General features: G+C 72.2%; 10 protein-coding genes. 6 read left to right on the top strand and 4 right to left on the bottom strand.

The window, feature by feature from the left end; translation table 11 throughout:
* Window positions 1–642: 642 nt before the first annotated feature.
* Both WMF36_RS24400 and WMF36_RS24395 read left to right on the top strand, forming a co-directional pair.
* The gene (locus WMF36_RS24400) at window positions 643–2,133 is read left to right on the top strand and encodes a DUF1592 domain-containing protein (protein WP_437573140.1); all 1,491 of its coding nucleotides are present in this window, start codon (window positions 643–645) and stop codon (window positions 2,131–2,133) included.
* Window positions 2,134–2,190: 57 nt separating this feature from the next.
* Window positions 2,191–3,525, top strand: a complete 1,335-nt coding sequence (locus tag WMF36_RS24395; RefSeq protein ID WP_437573139.1) for a DUF1552 domain-containing protein — start codon at window positions 2,191–2,193, stop codon at window positions 3,523–3,525.
* Window positions 3,526–3,872: 347 nt separating this feature from the next.
* On the opposite strand, the gene WMF36_RS24390 is transcribed toward WMF36_RS24395, so the two are convergent.
* Together WMF36_RS24390 and WMF36_RS24385 are read right to left on the bottom strand one after the other, a co-directional pair.
* Window positions 3,873–5,483: a non-reducing end alpha-L-arabinofuranosidase family hydrolase gene (locus WMF36_RS24390; RefSeq protein ID WP_437573138.1), complete on the bottom strand. Its 1,611-nt coding sequence runs from the start codon at window positions 5,481–5,483 to the stop codon at window positions 3,873–3,875.
* A 181-nt stretch (window positions 5,484–5,664) separates the two neighbouring features.
* Window positions 5,665–7,176, bottom strand: a complete 1,512-nt coding sequence (locus WMF36_RS24385) for an endo-1,4-beta-xylanase (RefSeq protein WP_437573137.1) — start codon at window positions 7,174–7,176, stop codon at window positions 5,665–5,667.
* 1,047 nt (window positions 7,177–8,223) lie between these two features.
* Between WMF36_RS24385 and WMF36_RS24380 the strand changes: the two genes are divergently transcribed.
* The gene (locus tag WMF36_RS24380) at window positions 8,224–9,339 is read left to right on the top strand and encodes a hypothetical protein (protein ID WP_437573136.1); all 1,116 of its coding nucleotides are present in this window, start codon (window positions 8,224–8,226) and stop codon (window positions 9,337–9,339) included.
* 249 nt (window positions 9,340–9,588) lie between these two features.
* Window positions 9,589–11,022, top strand: coding sequence for a sigma 54-interacting transcriptional regulator (locus WMF36_RS24375; protein WP_437573135.1), 1,434 nt, complete (start codon window positions 9,589–9,591; stop codon window positions 11,020–11,022).
* Window positions 11,023–11,073: 51 nt separating this feature from the next.
* Here the strand turns inward: WMF36_RS24375 and WMF36_RS24370 are convergent, their stop codons facing one another.
* Both WMF36_RS24370 and WMF36_RS24365 read right to left on the bottom strand, forming a co-directional pair.
* The gene (locus WMF36_RS24370) at window positions 11,074–12,786 is read right to left on the bottom strand and encodes a hypothetical protein (RefSeq protein ID WP_437573134.1); all 1,713 of its coding nucleotides are present in this window, start codon (window positions 12,784–12,786) and stop codon (window positions 11,074–11,076) included.
* 47 nt (window positions 12,787–12,833) lie between these two features.
* Window positions 12,834–16,823: a protein kinase domain-containing protein gene (locus WMF36_RS24365; protein ID WP_437573133.1), complete on the bottom strand. Its 3,990-nt coding sequence runs from the start codon at window positions 16,821–16,823 to the stop codon at window positions 12,834–12,836.
* Between the two features lie 29 nt (window positions 16,824–16,852).
* On the opposite strand from WMF36_RS24365, the gene WMF36_RS24360 reads away from it, so the two are divergent.
* A complete protein-coding gene (locus tag WMF36_RS24360; protein WP_437573132.1) occupies window positions 16,853–18,301 on the top strand; it encodes a serine/threonine-protein kinase in 1,449 nt (482 codons plus the stop codon).
* A gap of 386 nt (window positions 18,302–18,687) precedes the next feature.
* Window positions 18,688–19,371, top strand: coding sequence for a hypothetical protein (locus WMF36_RS24355; RefSeq protein ID WP_437573131.1), 684 nt, complete (start codon window positions 18,688–18,690; stop codon window positions 19,369–19,371).
* Window positions 19,372–19,429 lie beyond the last annotated feature (58 nt).

Genomic DNA, 19,429 nt, shown 5'->3' with positions numbered 1-19,429 from the left:
TCGAGCGCATCGGGCCGGCGATCACCGCGGTCCGGCGCCCGCCCCCCGTGACGCGGCGCTCCGGAGGAGCCCGCCAGCGTTGTCCGCACCTCGGGCTCGAGGATCCCCGTCGGGCCGGTCGTTTGGGTTTGACATACGAAATGTGATCGTTCACATTTTGCACGGGGTATCCTTTGGCTTTGCCCTGCGGGGTCGTCCTGCGTGCCGAGGCCTTCGTCGTCTGACCGGCTTCGGCACGGGTTCCGTTCGGTCGCCGCGAAAGCGATCGCCGATAAGGGTCCTTGGCGTTCCGCCAGCGGTGATCCACCGGGGATCGCGGTCAGGTGCTCTACGTTCCGTCACGCCGGGCGAGATGGGCATCGCAGTGCGAGCAGTTGCTCTCAGGCATCGTCGCCAGATGTGGGTACCCGTGCGTCGTCACCCCTCGCAGTATCGGAGAGCAAGATGAAGAAGCCGTCGGGGCACGAGCTCCGTTCCTCAAGAGAAGTCGCCGCCGTTTGTGCGCTCGCGTTCGCGGCCGCGTGCACGGGCACGCTGGGTGATTCGGTGGATGGCGCTGGGGGATCCCCCGCCGAAGACGATGGATCGTCGACGAGCTCGGCCCCTCCGCCGTTCCAACCCGCGGTCGGGATGCTGCGTCGTTTGACGAGAACGCAATTCCGCAACGCCGTGCGCGACGTGTTCGGCGTGGAGGTCAATCTCGATGCGCTCGACTCCGACAGCTGGAACGGAAACTTTGCGGTCATCGGCGCCGCGACCGTCGTGACTTCGGAACGAGGCGTCGAGCAGTACCACACGGCCATCGAGAGCGCGGTGGACGCGGTGTTCAAGGATTCCGCGAAGCGGGAGCAGTTCATCGGTTGCACGCCCAGCGGCGCGCAAGACGACGCTTGCGTACGCGGTTTCCTCCAGGTGCTGGGGCTTCGAGCGTGGCGCCGCCCGCTCGAGACAGCCGAGGTCGACAGGCTCGCGGCGGTCGCCAGCGAGGCCGCGACCGAGCTCGGCAGCGCCGTCGAGGGTGCCCGCTGGGCGACGGTGGCTCTCTTCTCGTCGCCGAACTTTCTGTATCGTCCGGAGCTCGGAGCTCCGAGCGCCGATGGGTCGCTTCGCGTGACGGGCTACGAGATGGCGTCCCGGCTCTCGTTTCTCGTGTGGAACAGCCTGCCGGACAAGGCGTTGCTCGACGAGGCCGCGAGCGGGATGCTCGACACCGTCGAGGGTATTCGTGCCGCGGCGACGCGGCTGCTCGACGCGCCCGCTGGACGCGAGGCCATCGGTGCCTTCGCCGAGGAGTACATGCGGCTCGATCGAATCGGCACGCAGGCCAAGGACTCGGCGCTGTTTCCGGAGTACGGCGCCGCGCTGAAGGCGGCGATGGTTCGCGACATGCGGGGCACCTGGGAGGTCCTCGCGTTCGATGAGCAAGTGAGCGCGCTCGACCTGTTCTCGACCACGAAGGTCGTCGTCAACACGGAGCTCGCCGAGGTCTACGGCCTCGACACGACCGGCCTGAGCTCGAGCACCTTCGAGGTTCGCTCGTTGCCCGCGGACGGCCCGCGCGTCGGGATCCTCGGCAAAGCCGGCTTCCTCTCGCAGTTCGCCAACCAGAAAGAGGGGTCGCCCACGTTGCGCGGCAAGTTCATGCGTGACGCCCTCATGTGCACGCCCGTACGGCCGCCCCCCGGTAACGTCGCGCTCGAGCTCCCGGAGCCGCCTGCGGACAGGCCCCTCACGAAACGTCAGCGGCTCGAAGCCCACCGGACCGCTCCTGCCTGCGCCGCCTGTCATGCCTACATGGACCCGCTCGGCCTGCCGCTCGAGACGTTCGACGCGATCGGCCGTTACCGCACGACCGACCACGGCTTGCCGATCGACCCCAGCGGCGACTTCGACGGCGTGCCGGTCGCCGACGCGCGCGAGCTCGGCATGACCGTCAGCGCGAGCGACGAGGTCGCTCGATGCCTCGTCCGCAAGTACTACTCGTATGCAGCAGGCCACGAAGAGCGAGCCGTGGACGGCAGCGTGCTGAACACGCTGGCCGCTTCGTTCGAGGCGTCGGGGCTCAAGCTGCGCGAGCTGGTCATCGACGTCGTGACGAACGAAGCCTTCTCATCCGTCGCCCCCCAACCCTGAACGCACGGTACCCCCATGACCATCAAAGCTTTGGACCGACGGACTATTCTCCGGGGCATGCTGGCGACGGGCGCCGCCGTCACCATCCCGCTCCCACTGCTGGAGATCATGCTGAACCAGAGCGGCACGGCGTTCGCCCAGTCGAACACCCCGGTCTCGCCGCTCTACGTCACCTGGTTCTTCGGGAACGGTACGCTGCCCGGCCGCTGGAAGCCGGCGCGCACGGGCTCCGGTTCGGCCTGGGAGCTCAGTCCCCAGCTCCAGCCGCTCGCGGAGCACAAGTCTCATCTCACGGTGATCAGCGGCCTCGAGAACAAGCTCGTTGTATCCGGCTCCGAGCACCCCACGGGGTCGGCGGGGGCCACGACCGGCGCGCCGCTCAGCGGGAACGCCGTGCGGGCCCCATCCATCGACCAGGTCGTCGCGAACCTCATCTCCGAGGGGGCGCCGTACCGCTCTCTGGAGGTGGGATTGACGCCGGCGACGCCGGGCGGCGCTCCGGACTCGCTGCATACGGTCTCACACAAGGGACCGAACTCGCGCAACAACCCGGAGTTCGATCCGAGGGCCGTGTTCAATCGGCTGTTCATGGGCGGCACGCCCGCGCCGAGCGACGAAGGCGCGGACCAGGCCACGAAGCTCGCGAACGTCCGGAGGAGCGTGCTCGACTCGATCCTGCAAGACGGCGCGAGCCTGCAGCAACGGCTCGGGGCGGCCGACAAGCAGCGCGTGGAGCAGCACCTCGAGTCGATCCGCGCCATCGAGCGGCGCCTCGAGACGACGGCGCCCGGCGGCGGCACGCCGCCCGCATGCAGCAGCCCGACGGCCCCCACCGCCGGCAAGGACTCGCAGAGCGAAGCGCCCCCGCAGGTCAACACGGCCATGGTCGAGCTCTCGGCGCTCGCGCTCGCCTGCGAGAGGACCCGCGTGCTCTCGTTCATGTTCTCGCTGCCCGCCGCGCACGTCTACTACCGGCACCTCGCGCAGGATATGAACGACGACTTTCACGACACCATCTGTCACGGGGATGCCGGAGATCAATCGGGTCAGCCTCGCGTCGACAAGGGCGTGATCTACACGATGCGCTGCCTGAACGAGTTCTTGACGAAGCTCAAGAGCACGCCACACGGCAGCTCGAACCTGCTCGACAACACGCTCGTGTTCGTCACGTCCGACACCGCCTGGGGTAAGGTACACACGAAGGCAGAATGGCCGGTGCTCCTCGCGGGGAAAGCCGGAGGACGGCTGCGCGGCGACGAGCATCACAACTTCCCCGGCGATAACCTGAGCAAAGCGCTCCTGACGATCGCCCAGGTCATGGGCTCGAGCTCGACGGAGATCGGTCTCGACGCGGGGCGGGTCACGTCACCGCTCGCGGGCATCCAGGTCTGAGCGCGCATCGCGGCGTCGGGAGGAGGCGCTCCGCAGGCGCTCGCCGGCCTGCGCGCGCCGCCCCATCGTCCCCGGATCGACGACGACCCACCTCGTGATCGAGCGGCCCGCCGCCGCGACGCACATGGACTGCGCCGCGATCCGGTCGCGGCGCCAGTCCACCTACGCTCGAAGATGTGCCTCTAGACCACCAATCATGTTGAAACCCGGAGAATTTTCACAGGGAGGCGAGGAGGCGGGGAGGAAGAAAAAAAAGAATCTCTCCCTCTCGCCGTCTCTCGCTCCCCGCCTCCTCGCCTCCCTGTGAAATTCCTGCTTTTTGTCGGGGTTTCAACCCGTTTGTCGCTCTAGCGATCCGCCTGCAACAAGCCGAGGCGATACGGGAGCTGCGAGTATTCGCCGCCCGAGCTCGGATTGCGTCCTTGATACAGGAACTGCAGATTGCAGGTGTCGATCGTCGCAGTTTCGTCGTTGCCATCGCGCACCAGCTCGCCATGGCTGACGTCATCGCTCCAGTCAGCCGCGCCCGGCGCGTAGGTGACGTTGTTTTGACCTGCGAACGGCGCGTTCCAGGTATGCGCGAGCGGGGTCCACGTGCCATCGAGGCGATCCGCGGTGAATGAGCGATAGAACCTGGCGCCCGTCGGGCCGATGGCCTCGATCAAGGTCAAGTACTTGTTCGTGCCTTTGATCTTGTACGTGGAGCTCCCCTCGAACAGATTGTTGCGATTCGAGTCCTGAAGGGCGATCGAGATCGGGCCAAACCCGTTCGGAAAATTCTGCACGGTGGTCTGGCTGCGGTACATCCGACCGTCGTCGCCGGTGAAGAAGAGGTAACAGTTGGCGCTGTCGCAGATCACCCAGTAATCGATGGGCAGGCTGGGCATGCCGGCCGGCGTGGACGCGAAGAAGTTCTGGGGTCTGGTCCAGGTTTCCGGGCGACTCGGGTCGCTGGTCGTGGAGAACTGCGGCGGCTGCGCTTGATAGATGAGGTACCACTTGTTCTGAGGCTTGAAGAAGAACATCTGCGGCGCGCACCGATAGCCGCTGAAGCCAGGCGTGCGATCCATGTAGTAATGCGGCGCGGACGCGGCCTGGGACCAATCGGTGAAGTTCAGGTAAGTCATCTGCCAGTTCCCGGCGGTGTTCGCCGTGGTGGCGTAGATGTGCCATCGATCGTTGAAGAAGGAGACCGTCGGATCTTTGATGGACACGATATTGTGAGTCGCGTCGGACTTCGGGCTCACCAGCATGCCGCTCGACTTCCAGCGGAAGGTGGTGGGCAAGCCGCAGCCTTCGCCGCCCCCGCTGCCGCCGCTGCCGCCGCCGCCGCCGCTGCCGCCGCTGCCGCCGCTGCCGCCGCTGCCGCCGCTGCCCCCGCTGCCCGAGCCCGAGCCCGAGCTCACGGGCGTGATTCGGAATTGCTGATTGGTCCCGCCGCTCCACGCCCATTGAATCACGGCGGTGCCGTCCGCGGTGCCGCGGCCGTAGACGTCCAGGGACTTGCCGCTGTTGCGCGCAGTGAGGCGCACGACGCCGCTGGCGACGTCCGTGAACGACCACTGCTGGTTTTCCCCACTCCAGCAGGAGTATTGCTGGATGCGGGCGCCGTCGCTGGTGGAGGCGCCCGCGACGTCCATGCACCGGTTGCTGTTGACGTTGCGGATGCGATAGTAGCCGCCGCCTGTCGATTCCATGCGGAACTGTTGCCGCGTCGAGCCGTTGCAGCTGGCGATCTGCAAGGCCGCTGCGTCAGCGGTGCTGCCTCCAGCCACCTCGACGCATTTTCCACTCTGGACGCCGACGAGCGTGTAGGTCGCCGCGGTGTCGATGGTGATGCTTTCAGCCAGTTCGCCGAACTCGTGGCCGTCTTCATCGAGCTGCTCGGCGGAGACGCACGCAGCCGTGGCGGCGAACGTCGTGACCAGCGACCATCGTCTAAATCGGATTCTCATCATTATCCCCTCTGTTCAAAGGTATACGAAGCGGGAAGCAAGACACATTGAAGGCGCCCGGGATCGGCTGCGCAAACTCTGCACCTACGGGTAGACTCCGTCGGCCTGCGACCAGGCGGGCGAGTCTGCGCAGCGATCTCCGGGCGCGCGGATCTGGGTGAACCGCGCGTCAGCGCGCTCAGCGTCAGCGCCCCAGGGTGTTCATCAGCCAGGACATGGCGGGCCGCATCTGGCCGCTGCTGCTCATGAGCCCTGAGTTGGCCACCCACGTCTGGCCGCTGACGTACCCCCACAGCGTGATGCCTCTCACGCTCGGATGGTCGTAGAACATGGGGAACTGGCTCTGCATCACGCTGAGCTGCTGCGCGTCGTTCGCCAGGGCGATATCGTACTCGGTGATGTAAACCGGTAGACCGGTGCCGGCGAGCCGGTCGAGGAAGCCTTTCACCGTGCTGGTCGGCATCGAGAACGCTGCGTGGGCTTGAGCTCCGATGCCATCGATGGGAGCCCCTGCCGCCCGGATCCGATTGACGATATTGATCGTGTTCTGATTGTCACTGCTGTACTCGATGTTGTTGTAGTCGTTGAGCAGCAAAATGGCGTTCGGGCAGTACTGCCGCGCCCATTTGAAAGATTGCACGATCCAGTCGTGGCCGCTCGAGCCCGCGCCGCCGAGGGCGTTCATGTACACCGGGGTGGTGTGCGGGGGCGGCTCGTTCACGACGTCGATGATGGCGACGTCCGGGTAGCGCTGGCAGAACGCCTGGATCCACTCTTCTACCTCTGCGCGTTGCTCGCTTTGCGACAGACCGGCGAGCCAGCCCGGCTGCTGGGCACCCCAGATCAGGGTGTGGCCCTTGTAGGGAATGCCCTTTTCGCGAGCGTAATTCCGGACTCGGTCCATGCCGGCCCAGTTCATGACGTCCCGCGTGGATTCGACGGAGCCCCACTTGCCCTCGTTCTCCGGGGTGATCTGGTTCCAGTATCGGGACAGATCCGCTCGCACCTGCCCGCCAGTGGTGATGTTACCGACGAACTTGCCGCCGCCGCCACCGCCACCGCTGCCGCCGCTGCCGCCGCTGCCGCCGCTGCCGCCGCTGCCGCCGCTGCCGCCGCTGCCGCCGCTGCCCGTGCCCGAGCCCGAGCTCACGGGCGTGATTCGGAATTGCTGATTGGTCCCGCCGTTCGACGCCCATTGAATCACGGCGGTGCCGTCCGCGGTGCCGCGGCCGTAGACGTCCAGGGACTTGCCGCTGTTGCGCGCAGTGAGGCGCACGACGCCGCTGGCGACGTCCGTGAACGACCACTGCTGGTTTTCCCCACTCCAGCAGGAATATTGCTGGATGCGGGCGCCGTCGCTGGTGGAGGCGCTCGCGACGTCCATGCACCGGCTGCTGTTGACGTTGCGGATGCGATAGTAGCTGCCGCCTGTCGATTCCATGCGGAACTGTTGCCGCGTCGAGCCGTTGCAGCTGGCGATCTGCAAGGCCGCTGCGTCAGCGGTGCTGCCTCCAGCCACCTCGACGCATTTTCCACTCTGGACGCCGACGATCGTGTAGGTCGCCGCGGTATCGATGGTGATGCTTTCAGCCAGTTCGTCGAACTCGTAGCCGTCTTCATCGAGCTGCTCGGCGGAGACGCACGCGCTGAGCGCGAGCGTCGCCAGCAGGGGCCATCGTTCAAATCGCATTCTCATGAGGTTCTCCTGTACCCAAGCGGGCATGTCGTAGGCTGTGGCGTGAAGGCGGCCCCTTCGACCCATGGATGAGTTGTTGATATGGTGTCGCTTTCCCATGGGGCCGGATCACATGGAAAGATGCTCTGTCAACCCAGGGCAGCTCCCGCAGTTGGGGCTTGACGTCTCCGAAGCGGTTGGACCTCCTTCTCCCCCACCGCGTCGGTCAGGTGTCCTTGATCGAGCCGTTGTCGGCAGCGTCGAGCCCCGTGCGCGGGTTGTCGTCGGACGTGCCGACCCCCCTCGGGACGGCATCGTCGCCGGCGCTGAGGCTCAGCGCTCCGAAGAGCTCGGTGGAGATCTAAATCTCATCGTTCGAAGCAAGAGAATACCGACGAGCGTCAATGTGAACGCTCACATAGCGGATGTCAACTCCCGAAGGCTGTTGAGTGAAGGCGGCCGCGTCGATGCATAGATAAGTTGTTGTTGCGGTGTCGCTTTTCCAGAGAGGCCGGATCGCATAGAGAGATGTTCTCTCAGCCCAGGGCAGGGCCGCAGTTGGGACTTGACGTCTCCGAAGCGTTTGACCTTGCCTCTCCCTCATCTACATTGAACTTCCTTTTCCCACATCGAGCTTCTCTGTCCCCCCTCCATTGAACTTCCTTCTCCCCCTGAAGCGCGAGCTGCTCCGCGCGCTCTGGTGGGGGACGGCCGCGCTGTCGGCGGCTGTGCTCGCCGCCGCCGGTCTCGACTTGGACTATCGCTGGACCGACAGCTCCGTCGGCAGGGGGCGTGACCCTGTACGAGACCGTGAACACTGACAGGTACCGGGTCCCATCTCCGGTGTGTCCGCTGGCGACATCTACCACCTCGTGATCCACGGCGATCGGTAGACCGACCTCGGTCGCCACGCCGGTGCCGCAGCTTCCCGGGGCCTCACGCTCGGTCACCGGTAGATCCCGAGCCCTCTCGAGGGCCGCACCGGACTCGAGATCGCGACAGCGCCGCCAGCAATCCGGCTCTTCACGCCTGGGCGCGCGCCCGGCGGGGAGTGTAGGATGGCGGAGGATGGAGCCCATTTTCGTCCTGATGATCCTCTCGGGAATCGCGGGGCTCGCGAGGTGCTTCGCGCAGGCGCGGCAGGAGGCAAGGCGGGCAGCCGAGGCCCGATGGCGGATCGCGCGGCCCATCTGGCAGCGCGCCGCGGCCCTGGTCGGCGGCGAGTTCAAGTCAGGGCCGGGCCAGCGGGGAGACCCCCGGATGCAGATTTCCGTGGTCTTCGAGAACGTCGCGTTGCTCGTCGACCACGACATCGATCACGGCGATGCGTCCGTCGTGCGGTACCACACCCGCATCACCGGTTCGGCGCGGAACCCGTCGGGCCTCAGGCTCCGGGTCCACGAGCAGCGGCTGCGCCGGGCGAGCGGCGGGGCCTTCCGGGCGAGGCAGGTGGACGTCGGCGACCCGGCGCTGGACGGCGCCTTCGTCGTCAAGGCCAGCATCCCGACGCTCGCGCGCTGGTGGCTCACGCCGCCGCTGCGCGAGGCGCTCCGCGCGGCCGCCGACTACCAGCTCACGCTCGAGTCGCACCGGCTCACCGCCATCCGCGCCGGGCTGGAGGACGACGCCGAGAAGCTCGTGAGCGCCATCCGCGCCGCCGCGCTCGTCGCCGGCCGCGGCCGGGCGCTCTCGAAGGAGCTGCGGGCGCTCTCGCAGGAGCTCGGCGGGCGGCTGCTGTCCGGCGCCGCCTCGTCCGAGGGCGAGATGACCATCGAGATCGAGCACCGCAGCAGGCTGCTCACCGTGGAGTTCGGCCGGGAAGGGAAGAAGGGCGCTTTCGGCACCCGCGTCCGCGCCGCCCGCGCCGCGTCGCCCTCGGAGCGATTCACCCTGAGGCGACGGCCCAGGCGCGGCTCGGCCAGGGGCGCCCGAGGTCCGTCCGGCGACGACGCCCTGCCGCGGGCCTACGAGGTGCTGGCGGAAGCGCCCGACCGGGTGATGCAGCGCCTCGGCGACGAGCTTCGGCGCGAGATCGCCGCGCTCCACCCGGCGGCGGTCGTGGGCGACGAGGCCGCTGTAACGCTCGTCTTCGGCCAGCTCGAGACGGGGCGGGACCGGATCGAGCGCGCGATCGCGATCGTCTCCGCGCTCGCGGCGCCGAGCCCGCACGGGCCGTATCGCTGATCGCCCCGCACGGCGGCCGGCCGGCGGGCGGAGCTCGAGGCGCGGCATCACCGCGACACCGCTGCTCACCGCGATCAGGCGACCCTGACGTCCCGGGGGCGCGCCGCGCCCGGCGACACGGCCGCGAGGCACCATGAAGCGCCGCAGGCCGGCGGGGCATGGTAGATCGTCGACCTGGGGCATGCAGGCACAGGTCGACTTCCCGGCGCCGCCTCCGCGTGCGTCCTCCCGCGGGCGGAGAGGGGCAGCATGAGCGCGGCGCGCGACGAGCCGACGACGCTGGTCCGCACCCAGCGGCGCGCCGGCTCGGGCGCCGAGCCGCGGCCGTTCCTGTTCCTCGTCTTGCAGTGCCAGCGGCCGCTGGACGCGCCGGCGCGGCTGCCGCTCGACGGGGTCGACGAGGTGGGGTTCGGGCGAGGCCCGGTGCGCTCGATCGGCCGGCGGTCCGAGGGGGAGCGGGCGCTGCTCGACGTGCGCCTCGAGGACGGCTGGGTGTCGTCGCGGCACGCGCGGATCACGCGCGAGGGCGGCCGGCTCCGCCTGGAGGACCTCGGCTCGACGAACGGCACCTTCGTGAACGGCGTGCCCCAGCGGAGCGCGCTCCTGGCCGAGGGGGACCTGATCGAGCTCGGGCACACGTTCTTTCTGTTCCGCGAGATCGCCGCGCCCGACGAGGCGCTCTGCGACGCGACCTCGGCGCCGGATCAGCCGTTCGGGCTCGCCACCTTCTCGCCCGCGCTGGCCGAGCGCTTCGCGTCGCTCCGGGCCGTCGCGCCCGCGAACATCCCCGTCGTCCTCCAGGGCGAGAGCGGCACCGGCAAGGAGGTCGTCTCGCGCGCCGTCCACGCGCTCTCGGGGCGGCCGGGGCCGTTCGTCGCCATCAACTGCGGCGCGCTGCCCGACAGCCTCATCGAGTCCGAGCTGTTCGGCCACAAGAAGGGCGCCTTCTCGGGCGCGGGCGAGGACCGGCCCGGCCTCATCCGCACCGCCGACCGGGGCACGCTCTTCCTCGACGAGATCGGCGATCTGCCCGCGGCGTCGCAGACCGCGTTTCTGCGCGTGCTGCAGGAGTCGGAGGTCGTGGCGGTCGGCGCGACGCGCCCGGTGAAGGTCGACCTCCGCGTGGTCGTCGCCACGCACCGCGACCTGCCGGCGATGGTGGAGCGCGGCGACTTCCGGGGCGATCTCTTCGCGCGCCTGTCGGGGTTCGTGCTCGAGCTGCCACCCCTGCGAAAGCGCCGGGAGGACCTCGGCCTGCTCATCGCCGCCCTGCTCCGCCGCGCCGCCCCGGACCGGGCAGGGGAGATCTCGCTGAGCTGCGAGGCGGCGCGCGTGCTCCTCCTGCGCGAGTGGCGGCTCAACGTCCGCGAGCTGGAGAAGTGCCTGGCGACCGCGATCGTGCTCGCGGGCAGCGGCAGGGTGGAGCTCGACCACCTGCCGCCGCCCGTCGCCGTGCCGCGCAGCAGCCTCCCGCCCGAGGCCTCGAGGCCCGAGGCCCCGCCGAGCGAGCGGCCGCGGCCCGGCGCGGACGATCAGGAGCGGCGCGAGGCGCTGATCCGCCTCTTGCGCGAGCACCGGGGGAACATCAGCGCGGTGGCGAGGGCGATGGGCAAGGGGCGAACGCAGATCCACCGCTGGATCGCGCGCTACGGCATCGAGCCCGCCGACTACCGGGACGGCTGAGCGCGCCGCGGGGCGGCCGAGCGCGCCGCGGGACGGCCGAGCGGCCGCCGCTCAACGGCAGAGCGGCGCGTCGATGAACAGCGCGCCGGACACGAACCGCGCAAAGGGGGAGTCCCGGATGACGTCCGACGGGTGGTTGAGATAGACCGTGATCGGATGGTGCCATGTGCCACCACCGCTGCCCTTGCACTCCTGGAAATCGCCGTCGCCCTCGACGAGCCCCCCGTCGGCGACGGAGCATTGATCGAGCGGCGGACAGTCCGTGAAGGCGTGTGCGTCGCCGCAGGCGCCCACGGAGGTCGCCACGCAGTCTTTTTCCTCCCCGGCGCCGGCGCAGAGGCGGTGTTCCACGTAGGCTGCCTGATCGGTCCAGTATTCGCCCGTGCAGGCGAAGGCATGTCGAAACACGGATTGTCCGGAGGCCCGAGCACCATGGAATACGCCGTCTTTCGTCACCTCGTTCATCCCCGTCGTGAGCACGTCGTCGAGCGGGTTCTCGCCCCAGAAGCTCCCGTAGAACGCGCCCTCGCGCCAGCGAAAGACGCGCGCCTCCGGCGCCGGATACTCCGCGTCTTCGAACGACGCCTCGAGGATGGAGACGGCGCCGGGCGGCGGCGTGGGGTGCGGCTGCGGGTGGCTCGTGACGCTGAAGCGCATGTGCTGCTGGACCACCGCGCCAAGGACCCTCCCCAGGCCCGGGGCGCCGGCGGCGGCGCGGCCGCTCGTCCGCGGGCCGTTCATGACGCTGAAGTGGCCGCTGGCGGGGCAGACGAAGTGGAGCGCGGGCTCGCTGCGCCCGCTGCACCGCGCCTCGCCCGGCTCGATGTGGTCGGGTGAGCTGGTGTCGCAGCCGCGGATGCCGCTGCAGACGCGAACGACCGTGTCGCCGGGGGACAGCCCGACGGCGCTCGATGGGTCGGCATCACAGTCGCCGAGCGGCTCGCCGCCGACGCCGAGGTACACGTGCGAGCCCGGGGTGCAGGAGCCGATGTGCCCGGCCGTCCAGCCACAGTCGCGCGATGCGCCCGAGATCTCGGTCGTGCACCGCGCGAAGCTCGGGATGACATCGCTGTTCTCCGTGACGGTCACCACGCGTACGGACGGCGCCGGCGTGAGGAGCCCCGGCCGATGCTCCGGGAACGCCTGGCCTCGCATCGAGAGGGTGACATTGCGGCCCACGGCGTTCACCCGCGAGAGCAGGCACGCCGTGATGAGCTGCCGGCACTTCGCCCCCGCCGGGCCCGTGGCCCACTGAGGGCAGATCCCGATCTCGCCCGGAAATGTGGTTTTCTCGCCTGTCGATGTGTCGGTATACGAGAGGCTCTGGTCCGGCTCCAGGGCGCAGGAGGCGAGATAGCGCATCACCTCGCGCGTGGGCTCGTGGCGAAGCTGGAAGCGGAGCTCGGGCTCACCGCCGATGTCGGCGTAGCTCTCGGTCGCGAGCGGGACGCTCACCATGACGGGATTGGCGCGCGCGTTCGTGATCAGCGCGTTGCGGGTGAGCGCCCTGGCGGAGAGGCCGTTGCCGTACACGCCCTGCACCGCGTCCGCCCACGACGCGACCAGATCGCCGGCCGACGCGCTGCCGGCCGGCCCGGTGCCGGCCGGCCCGGTGGGGGCCGGCCCGGTGCCGGCCCCCCGCACGGAGACCAGCGGCCCGTCGAGCGAGGGGGCGTCGCCGCCGGAGACGACGCACCCCGCGCCGGCGCCGGCGATCGAGAGCCCGAGACAGAGCACAAGCAATCCATGGATCCGGTAGATCATGACGTGGTCAGATTCCTTTCTGTGTCCCGGCGAGACGGCGGACCGGTTCACGCGGTGACGGGCGATCCGGGCGCGAGGAGCGCGCGCTCGATCCCGTCGAACCGCTGCTCCCAGAAGCCCGCCGAGGCCGCCCTCGCCTCCTCCAGGAACACGAGCGCCTCGCCCGCGGCGCCCGCCCGGAGGGCCGAGAGGACCGCGCCGTACAGCGCCTCGGCGTGCTCATGGAGGATCGCGGTGTGCCGCGCCTCCTGCACGAGCGCGCGCCACGCCGCAGCGTCGAACCGACCGGCTGCCCGGTCGTCCAGGGCCTGTTGCACCAGGCGTGCCAGCGTCCGGGCACAGGGGGTGAGGTCGAGCTCGGGGAGGCTCGCGCGGGCCTCGGCCAGGTGCCTGGCCGCCTCGTCGTACGCGCCGCGGGCGAGGTGGATGCGGGCGAGGAGGAGGGCGTCGTCCGGCGAAGGGCGCTGGTTGAAGAAGCGTCGCTGGAGGTCGAGGCTGCGGCGCGCGAGCGGGAGGGCCTCGTCCAGCGCGCCCATCCAGTAGCGCAGCTCGGACAGGTTCAACGTGGCCATGCGCTCGAGCTGGGCGTGGCCGAGCTCGCGGGCGAGGCGGACCGCCTCCCGCTGGTCCTCGAGGGCGCGGCCCTCGTCGCGCCGCTTCACCCACATGAAGAGCCGGTTGATGTACGCGGTGCAGAGGTGGAAGACGTCGCCGGCGCGCAGGCAGGCCTCGACGACGGCCTCGCCGTGGCGCTCGGCCTCGTCGAGGCGGCCGGCCACCGAGAGCGAGCCGACGAGCAGCAGCCGCGCGATGACGTGCGCCTCGTGGTCGCCGAGGGCGAGCGCGCCGCGGGCGGCCTGCTCCAGCCTGGGGATCCCGTCGTCGACGCGCTGGCCGCGGCAGTCCGAGCGGCCGCTCGCGAGCAGGCAGCGCGCGTCGAGGCGGGCGTCGCCGAGGCCCGCGCAGAGCTCCGCCGCGCGCGCCGCGGCCGCCGCCGAGGCGGGGAAGTCCTCGAGCCAGTCGAGCGCGGTCGCCTCCTCGAGCAGGAGCTCGGCCGCGCGGCCCCGGTCGCCCGCGGCCTCGGCGAGCGCCCGGGCGGCGCGCAGATCGGCGAGCGACTCGCCGAGGCGCTGCAGGCGGTAGCGCGCCCGGCCGCGGCCGGCGAGGGCCCGGCCGCGGGCTGCGGCGTCGCCGCCGTCGAAGAGGCGCAGGGCCGCGGTGAAGCGCTGCTCGGCCTCGACGACGTCGTGCCGGGCGAGCGCCTCGTCCGCGAGGTCGGCGTGCGCCTCCGCGGCGGTGGCCGCGTCGCCCGCGGCCGCGGCGTGGCGGGCGATCCGGGCGCGCGATCCCGCGGCGGACGGCGCGCCGAGGAGGCGCCGGAGGACGGCGGCGTGCAGCGCGCGGCGGCGGGCGGGCGGGATGCGCGCCTCGACGGCCTCGCGCAGGAGCGGGTGCCGGAAGGCGTACCGCGGCGGCGACGTCGGGAGCGCGACGAGCACGCCGGCCCGGGCGAGGCGCGCGAGGCCGACGCCGGGGTCCAGCGCGCCGGCCGGCGGCGGCGCGCCCGCGGCGTCGAGGGCGCCCTCGATCTCGGCCGGGGAGAGGTCGTCGCCGAGGATCGCCGCGCGCTCGAGCAGGTCCACGAGCGGCGGCGGGAGGGCCGCGAGCGCGCGCGCGGCGAGGCGCTCGCCGAGCGGCGCGGCGGAGAGGGAGAGCAGCTCGTGCGGCGCGAGGGTCCAGCCCTCGCCGCCCCGGGCGCGCCGGATCGCGCCGCCGACGCGCAGGGCGCAGGCGACCTCCACGAGATCGCGCGGGACGCCGCGCCCGAGCGCGCGCAGGTGATCGAGCGCGGCGCGCGGGACGAACTCCACCGGGCGCAGGTGGTCCTGGAGGAGCGCGCCCGCGGCCTCGGCGTCGAGCGGGCCGAGGTCGAGCGTGAGGCGGCGGGCGGCGCGCTCGCCCAGGCCCGGACGGAGCGACGCGATCGACGGCCGGGCCGCGAGCACGATCGCGAGGCGCGCCGGGCTGCCCTCCGCGGTGGCCAGCTCGAGCGCGTCGAGCGCGGCCGCGTCTGCGCGGTCGGCGTCGTCGAGCAGCAGCGCGAGCGGCGCGGCGGCGGCGAGGACGGCGGCGAGCGCCCGCGCCTCGGCGTGGCGGCGCGCGCCCGCCGCCTCGAGCAGGGGCGCGGCCGCGGGATCCCGGCCGGCGATCCGCCCGAAGGCGAGCCCCACGGCCGGCCACGCGCGGGCGGCCTCCGGCGCGCCCAGGTGGCGGGCGAGCGCCGCGTCGACGGTCGCGTCGAGCGCGCCGCTGGCCGGGAGGTCCAGGGCGGCCCGCAGGAGCGCGACGAGGGTCGCGCCGCGCTCGGCCTCTTCCGGTCCGGGTGCGTCCGCGGCGTGCACGGTCGCGCCGCCGGCGCGGAGCGCGGCCGCGAGCGCGCCGAGGAAGCGGGTCTTGCCGTGCCCCTCCGCGCCGAGCACGGTGACGAGCGCCGGCCCGCCGCCGGCGAGCGCCTCCGTTACGGCGGCGACGGCCGCGGCGAGCGCGGCGTCGCGTCCGCGCAGGGCGGTCTCGCCGGGCTCGCCGGGGGGCGTGTCGTGCGGATCGGGGGGCGCGTCGTGCGGATCGGCGGGCGTGTCGTGCGGGTCCTCCGCGAGCGCGCGCTGGGCTTCGGCCGTGAGGAGGACCGGCGGCGCGGCGCCTGCGTTCTCCGGGCCGGCCCCCCACGCCTCGGCGGTCTCCAGCGCGGTGCCCGCGAGCGTGATGCCGTGCGCGCCCTCGCGCACCCGGAGCTGCGCCAGGTGGACAACGAGGGGTGGCGCCGCCAGGCCGGCAGCGAGGAGGCGCCGGGCTGCGCGCACCGCCGCGCGCACCCCATCGCTCGGCCCCGCGGCGGCGGGGAAGGCGAGCACCGTGTGCTCCCCGCGAAAGCGCGCCAGGATGCCGCCTTCGTCGCGCGCGGTGTCGACGACGACGAGCGCGCCGGTGCGCTCGCCCGTGCGCAGGGCGAGCAGCGCCACGGGCCGGCGCTGGCCGGCGGCGGGCGCGCGCGCGTCGGCGCTGGCTGCGCGCCCGCTGTACACGGCAGCGCGCGCCTCCAGCGAGGCCGTGAGCGCGCGCGCCACGTCGCCCGCGCGGGCCGGGCGAGCCTCGGGGTCCTTCGCCAGGCAGCGGAGGACAGCCTCGTCGGCGGCCGGCGGGAGCCGCGCGAACGACGAGGGCGGATCCGGCCGGCGCGCCACATGGGCCTGCCGCACCTCCGCCGCCTCGCCCACGAACGGCGGCCGGCCGGTGAGCAGCTCGAAGATCACCGCGCCGAGCGCGTAGACGTCCGCCCGCGGGCCCACGCCGCCCGCGCCGAGGCACTGCTCCGGCGCCATGTACGCCGCCGTCCCGAGGACCGCGCCGGTGCGCGTCAGGTCGGGCCCGAGCGCGCCCTTCGCGCCGTCCGCATCGCGCGCCGGCGCCGCGAGGCCGAAGTCGATCAGCGCGACCTCTCCCCCGGGCCGCAGCCACACGTTCTCGGGCTTGAGGTCGCGGTGCACGAGGCCGGCGTCGTGCACCGCGTCGAGCGCCGCCGCGAGCGCGCGCACGAGCGCCGCCGCCTCCTCGAGCGACATCGCGCCCGCGCCCGGCAGGTCCGCGAGGCGCGACGCGAGCGAGCTGCCCTCGAGCCGCTCCAGCGCGAGGAACGGGCGGCGGTCGGCGGCGTGACCGCGGCCGAGCAGCGCGGGCGCCAGCGGGGGCGCGAGGCGGGCGAGCGCTGCGGCCTCGCGCGCGATCCGGCCGTCGTCCTGCCCCCGCGCCACCTTGAGCGCCACGGCGCGGCCGTCGTCCTCGCGCGTCGCCGCGTAGACGCGCGCGAACCCGCCCTCGCCGAGCATCTGCTCGACGCGGAACCCCGGGATGCGCGGGGGCGGCTCCGGAGGATCGACCGCCTCGGCGGCGCCGCTCACCGGCGGCGGCGCGAGCGGGTGCCCCGGGCACGCGGCGCCGGCCTGCCCGGGCAGGCGGCGATGGCACTCGGAGCAGCGCATGACGCGCGAGTATACTGGGGTAGGTTGCCATGTTGCCGCCTGCCGAGCTCATCCCTGAAGAGACCGCCGTCATCTCGGGTCGCCCGGAGGAGCTGCAGACGACCGCCGCCGGCGACGCGCTCCCCGCCGGCGCCGTGGTCGGGGGCTACCTGCTCGACGAGGTGCGCCTCGCGGGCGGCTTCGGCGTCGTGCACCGCGCCTGGCCGCTCGGGGGCGGCGCGGCGGTCGCGCTGAAGGTGCTCCGCCGCGAGCTGTCGCTCCTGCCGGCGATGCTCCGGCGCTTCCAGCAGGAGGCGGAGGTGCTCGCGCGGCTCAGGCACCCGTCGATCGTCGAGATCCGCGGCGTCGGCGCGCTCGACGACGGCCGGCCGTACATCGCGATGGAGTGGGTCGAGGGCCGGAGCCTCGCGGCCGAGCTGCGCGCGCGCGGCGCCCTCTCGCCGTCCGAGGCGGTCGCGCTGCTCGAGGAGGTCGGCGGCGCGCTCGCGGCCGCGCACGCGATCGGCGTCGTGCACCGCGACGTGAAGGCCCAGAACGTCATGATCCGCCCCGTCGCCGGCGGGGGCGGCGCGCGGGGCATCAAGCTCGTCGATTTCGGCATCGCCAAGCTCCTCCGCCCGCCGGGCGGCGGGCGCGGTGGCGGGCGCGGTGGCGAGCGCGGTGAAAAGAGCAGCAGCCTGATCCTCGGCACGCCGCTCACGATGGCGCCGGAGCAGATCCTCGGCGGCGCGGTGGACGCGCGCACGGACATCTATGCGGTCGGCCTGCTCGCCTACCAGCTCGTGACGGCCGAGCTGCCGTTCCAGGGCGCGGATGCGGTCGAGACCGAGGAGATGCACCTGCGCGCGCCGCCGCCCCGCCCGAGCGAGCGCGCGCCCGTGTCGGCCGCGTTCGACGCCGTGGTGCGCCGCTGCCTGGCGAAGGAGCCGGCGGACCGGTACGCGAGCGTCTCCGAGCTGCTCGCGGCCCTGCGCGGGGCCGTCGCCGGGCCGGGCCCCGGGGGCGCGGCGCCGGCGCCCTGCGGCCTCGACGAGCCGCGCGGGCCCGGCGCCGCGCTGCTCGTCGAGGCCCGGCTGGCCGCGCCGGACGACGCCGGCGACGAGGCGCTCGCCGACGTGGAGCGCCTGCTCCAGGCGGCGCGGGCGGCGCTCTTCCGGATCGGGGCGACGCTCGTGGTCGAGAGCGCCGACGCGCTGCTGGCGACGCTGCCCGCGCCGTACGAGCGCGCGCCGGAGCGGGCGCTCGGGTGGGTCCTCGAGCTCTGGGCGGAGCTCGGCGCGCGGGCCGGTGCGCGCCCTGACGTCCTCCCGCGCCTTCTGCTGCACGCGGCCGTGCCCGAGGCGCTGCGCCGCTGGGCGCCCGGTCCGACCGGGGCGGGGGTGTTCGTGACCGACGCGTTCGCCGGGAGGCTCGACGGGACGAGTGAGCGCGCGCCGCTCCCGGCCGCGGGCGGCGCGCTGCGCCGGGTGGCGCCCTGAGCGGCGCCGCGGCCTGGTACGCGGGGCGCGCTGCCACTGTCCCTGCCACAGGGGGTGTGACAGGGGGCGATGTGACAGCGGCGATGTGACAGGGGACAGCCGGCGTGTGTCAGGGGGCGCCGGCGTGGCGCTGCCGTGCCGCGAGGGCGACATTCATGGCCTCCGCCGCGCGCCGACGCGCGGGCTGCCGGGTCGAGGGCCTTCCGCGGAGCGCGCGGCGCCGCCGCGATGGCCGTGGCGGGTGCCACGGCGTCGCGTCCGCCCGGCGCTGGCAAGGTGCTTGCGATGTCGCGGCGTCGCGGGGCGCCGCCGCGACCGGGCCATCCTGGCCCGCTGGGCGGCCGGCGCCTCTGCCTCGACAACAAGATAGCTGAGGAGACATCGTCATGCGCATCGCTCGCTCTGCATTCGCGCTCTTCGCCCTGTTCGCGGCCGGCTGCGCCGTCGACGCGACCGACCCCGATCTCGCGGTGGACGCCCCGCCCCTCTCGGAGAACTGGATCGTCAGCACCGTCGCGTCGAACGCGACGTGGAATTCGGGCCTGGTCGCGAATCTCGACTCGGGGTTCATTCACTGCAACCGCGACTACGGTGAAGGATACCTGCTGACTGACCTCAGCGTGAACGAGGAGCCCATCGCCAATCCGGCCGAGTTCATCGCCAGCATGAACGGCATGTGCCGGGAGTTCGACCTCCCGGCTCCCGCCCTTCCGCGGACCGGCAATCTCGGGTACGCGAACATCTTCTCTGCGGCCAGCTACCGCCCCGGCCTGCACTGGGCTCAGGTCCCCGCGATCGACTCCTATCCCATCGGATTGCAGCTCAGGGTGGGCGGCGGCAACACGCACGTGAAGGACGTGCGCATCGCGTACGCTCACAAGGACGCGACCGGGATGGCCCTCGACGTCGCCGCGCCTTCCTACACCGCCTGGGCGATCGGGTACGCCGGGAGCATCGTGACCCTGAGCTGCCCGGCCCAGGAGGTGATGACGGGCCTGGATCTCCAGTACGACACGGTCGCGGGGCAGATCCGGAGGGTCGAACTTCACTGCCGAGCGCTGGCTTACTGAGAGCGCCGGCGGCCGGCGCGTCTTCCGGGGGCTCGGCCTCCGGCGGCGCCGGACCGGG

This window comes from Sorangium sp. So ce887, assembly GCF_051521455.1.
Taxonomy (GTDB): domain Bacteria; phylum Myxococcota_A; class Polyangia; order Polyangiales; family Polyangiaceae; genus Sorangium.
Note: the sequence above shows the minus strand (reverse complement) of the source record. Positions and strands in the feature narration are given on the sequence as shown.

Coding starts and splice junctions, on each gene's coding strand:
- WMF36_RS24390 (WP_437573138.1), bottom strand. CDS start 5,483: ATGATGAGAATCCGATTTAGACGATGGTCGCTGGTCACGACGTTCGCC.
- WMF36_RS24395 (WP_437573139.1), top strand. CDS start 2,191: ATGCTGGCGACGGGCGCCGCCGTCACCATCCCGCTCCCACTGCTGGAG.
- WMF36_RS24370 (WP_437573134.1), bottom strand. CDS start 12,786: ATGATCTACCGGATCCATGGATTGCTTGTGCTCTGTCTCGGGCTCTCG.
- WMF36_RS24375 (WP_437573135.1), top strand. CDS start 9,589: ATGAGCGCGGCGCGCGACGAGCCGACGACGCTGGTCCGCACCCAGCGG.
- WMF36_RS24355 (WP_437573131.1), top strand. CDS start 18,688: ATGCGCATCGCTCGCTCTGCATTCGCGCTCTTCGCCCTGTTCGCGGCC.
- WMF36_RS24385 (WP_437573137.1), bottom strand. CDS start 7,176: ATGAGAATGCGATTTGAACGATGGCCCCTGCTGGCGACGCTCGCGCTC.
- WMF36_RS24365 (WP_437573133.1), bottom strand. CDS start 16,823: ATGCGCTGCTCCGAGTGCCATCGCCGCCTGCCCGGGCAGGCCGGCGCC.
- WMF36_RS24360 (WP_437573132.1), top strand. CDS start 16,853: ATGTTGCCGCCTGCCGAGCTCATCCCTGAAGAGACCGCCGTCATCTCG.
- WMF36_RS24380 (WP_437573136.1), top strand. CDS start 8,224: ATGGAGCCCATTTTCGTCCTGATGATCCTCTCGGGAATCGCGGGGCTC.